Origin of the sequence: uncultured Aquincola sp., from assembly GCF_964001545.1 — a bacterium.
In the GTDB taxonomy this organism is placed as follows: domain Bacteria; phylum Pseudomonadota; class Gammaproteobacteria; order Burkholderiales; family Burkholderiaceae_C; genus Aquincola.
Genome location: NZ_CAXFDV010000533.1, coordinates 1 through 2,792 on the forward strand (window position 1 = coordinate 1; position 2,792 = coordinate 2,792).

Sequence of the window (2,792 nt, forward strand, 5' to 3'; positions counted from 1 at the left end):
GCCAAGTATGCAACGCCCACAGATTGTCGACAATCTTCAATCGTCAATCAGCAAAGCGGCACTGGCCCCCTTCTTGCTGACGCCCGTTTTCATGCGGCTGTCACGTTGCCAAGTCATAAATCGGTCACTCGCACCAACCACATCAAGGGGTACAGCATGGGTTTCCTGAAGACGACGTTCGCCGGCCTGGCCGGACTGGTGATGGTGGCCTCGGCCGCCGCGGCCGACAAGGCGCAGCTCACCGTCTACACCGCGCTGGAGACCGACCAGCTCAAGGCCTACCAGCAGGCCTTCAACAAGGCCAACCCCGACATCGAGATCAAGTGGGTGCGCGACTCCACCGGCGTGATCACCGCCAAGCTGCTGGCCGAAAAGGCCAATCCCCAGGCCGACGTGGTGTGGGGCGTGGCCGCTTCCAGCCTGGCCCTGCTCGACCGCAACGGCATGCTCGAGCCTTATGCGCCGATGAACCTCGACGCGATCATGAGCAAGTACCGCGACACCAAGAACCCGCCCGCCTGGTTCGGCATGGACGTGTTCGGCGCCACCGTGTGCTTCAACACGGTGGAAGCCAAGAAGCGCAACATCCCCATGCCCACCAGCTGGAAGGACCTGACCAAGCCCGAGTTCAAGGGCCAGGTGGTGATGCCCAACCCGGCTTCGTCGGGCACCGGCTACTTCGACGTGGTGGCCTGGCTGAACCTGTGGGGCGACGAAGGCGGCAAGGGCGGCGGCTGGAAGTACATGGACGCGCTGCACGAGAACATCGCCCAGTACACCCACAGCGGCAGCAAGCCCTGCAACATGGCCGCCGCCGGCGAATACGTGGCCGGCATTTCCTTCGAGTACCGGGCCCACACCAACAAGGCCAAGGGCGCGCCCATCGAGCTGGTGTTCCCGAAGGAAGGCCTGGGCTGGGACCTGGAAGGCTTTGCGATCCACAAGGGCGCCAAAAACATCGCAGCCGCGAAGAAGCTGGCCGACTGGGCTTCCAGCAAGGACGCGATGCAGCTGTATGGCAAGAACTTCGCCATCACCGCCCAGCCCGGCGTGGCGCCCAAGCTGGACAGCATCCCGGCCGACTACGAGTCGCGGCTGATCAAGATGGACTTCAACCAGTCGGCCGCCCAGCGTGATGCGGTGCTGGCCGAGTGGTCCAAGCGCTACGACGCCAAGAGCGAGCCGCGCAAGTAAGCCCCGGCACCCGGCCATGAGCACCCTGCCCAGCCCCTACCTGCAGCTCGAAGGCGTCGGCAAGCGCTTCGGCGCCTTCACCGCGCTGCACGACGTGCAGCTGCAGATCCAGCGCGGCGAGTTCGTCTGCTTCCTCGGCCCTTCGGGCTGCGGCAAGACCACGCTGCTGCGCATCATCGCGGGGCTGGAGCAGCACAGCAGCGGCCGCATCGTGCAGGCCGGCACCGACATCTCCTGCTTGCCGCCGGCCGAGCGCGACTACGGCATCGTGTTCCAGTCGTATGCGCTGTTTCCCAACCTCAGCATCGCCGACAACGTGGCCTATGGCCTGGTCAACCGCCGGCAGCCAAGGGCGGCAGTGGCGGCGCGGGTGAACGAGCTGCTGACCCTGGTGGGCCTGCCCGGCAGCGGCGGCAAGTACCCGGCGCAGATGTCGGGCGGCCAGCAGCAGCGGGTGGCGCTGGCACGGGCGCTGGCCACCTCGCCCGGCCTGCTGCTGCTGGATGAGCCGCTGTCGGCGCTGGACGCCATCGTGCGGGTGCGGCTGCGCAACGAGATCCGCGCGCTGCAGCGGCAGCTGGGCGTCACCACCATCATGGTCACGCACGACCAGGAAGAAGCCATGGCCGTGGCCGACCGCATCGTGGTGATGAACCACGGGGTGATTGAGCAGGTGGGCACGCCGCTGCAGGTGTACCGCGAACCGGCCACGCCCTTCGTGGCCGATTTCGTGGGCAAGGCCAGCCGGCTGCACGCGGTGGCCGAAGCCGGCGGCTGGCTGCGCGCCGGTGCACTGCGCCTGCCCTGCCCCGCCGGTCAGGCCGACGGCTTGGCGCCCGGCACGCCGGTGGCGCTGTACCTGCGGCCCGAAGACCGCCTCATCGACCGCTTCGAGCCCGACCACCCCGGTGCCTGCCAGGGCACGGTGCGGCACATCGAGTTCAGCGGCAGCAACTGCCTGGCCGAGATGGCGGTGGACGGCCTGCCCGACCAGCCGGTGCAGCTGCAGTTCTCGCTCAACCAGATGGACGAGTTCGGTGTGCGTGAAGGCGCCGCGCTGCGCTTTGCGCTGCGCACCGACCGGCTGCGGGTGTTCGCGGCCGGGGCCGCGGCATGAACACCGTGGCCATGCCCAGCCCTGCCCTGTCGCCCGCCGACGCCCCGCCTGCGCCGCGCCCGCTGGTGCGGCCCGCGCCGGTGGCCCCTGCCCGCCGCCAACGCGTGCCGGCCAGCGAACGCCTGGCCCACCTGGGCCTGCTGGCGGTGGCCGCGGTGCTGGCCATCGGCCTGCTGGGGCCGCTGGCGGCGCTGCTGTCGCAGGCCTTTGCGCCGGGGGCGGCCGGCCAGTCGCGCTGGGTGCATTTCAGCGCCTACCTGGCATCACCCGCGCTGCAGCAAAGCCTGTTCAACAGCCTGTGGGTGTCGGCGCTGGTCACGGCCATCGTGCTGCCGCTGGCCTTCACCTTTGCGTATGCGCTTACCCGCAGCTGCATGCCGGCCAAGGGCCTCTTCCGCAGCATCAGCCTGCTGCCCTTGCTGGCGCCTTCGCTGCTGTCGGCCATCTCGCTGATCTACTGGTTCGGCAACCAGGGCCTGGC

Annotated in this window: 2 protein-coding genes and 1 pseudogene; all 3 read left to right on the forward strand. The window is 68.6% G+C overall.

Features of this window, described 5'->3' with window-relative positions:
- Positions 1–156: 156 nt before the first annotated feature.
- Positions 157–1,194, forward strand: coding sequence for a putative 2-aminoethylphosphonate ABC transporter substrate-binding protein (locus ABNT58_RS18320; protein ID WP_348754879.1), 1,038 nt, complete (start codon positions 157–159; stop codon positions 1,192–1,194).
- Positions 1,195–1,210: 16 nt separating this feature from the next.
- On the forward strand, positions 1,211–2,311 hold the full coding sequence (locus ABNT58_RS18325) for a putative 2-aminoethylphosphonate ABC transporter ATP-binding protein (protein ID WP_348754880.1): 1,101 nt from the start codon (positions 1,211–1,213) through the stop codon (positions 2,309–2,311).
- Positions 2,308–2,792, forward strand: a pseudogene (locus ABNT58_RS18330) (putative 2-aminoethylphosphonate ABC transporter permease subunit); the annotation flags it as partial. The gene ABNT58_RS18325 and the pseudogene ABNT58_RS18330, both read left to right, overlap by 4 nt.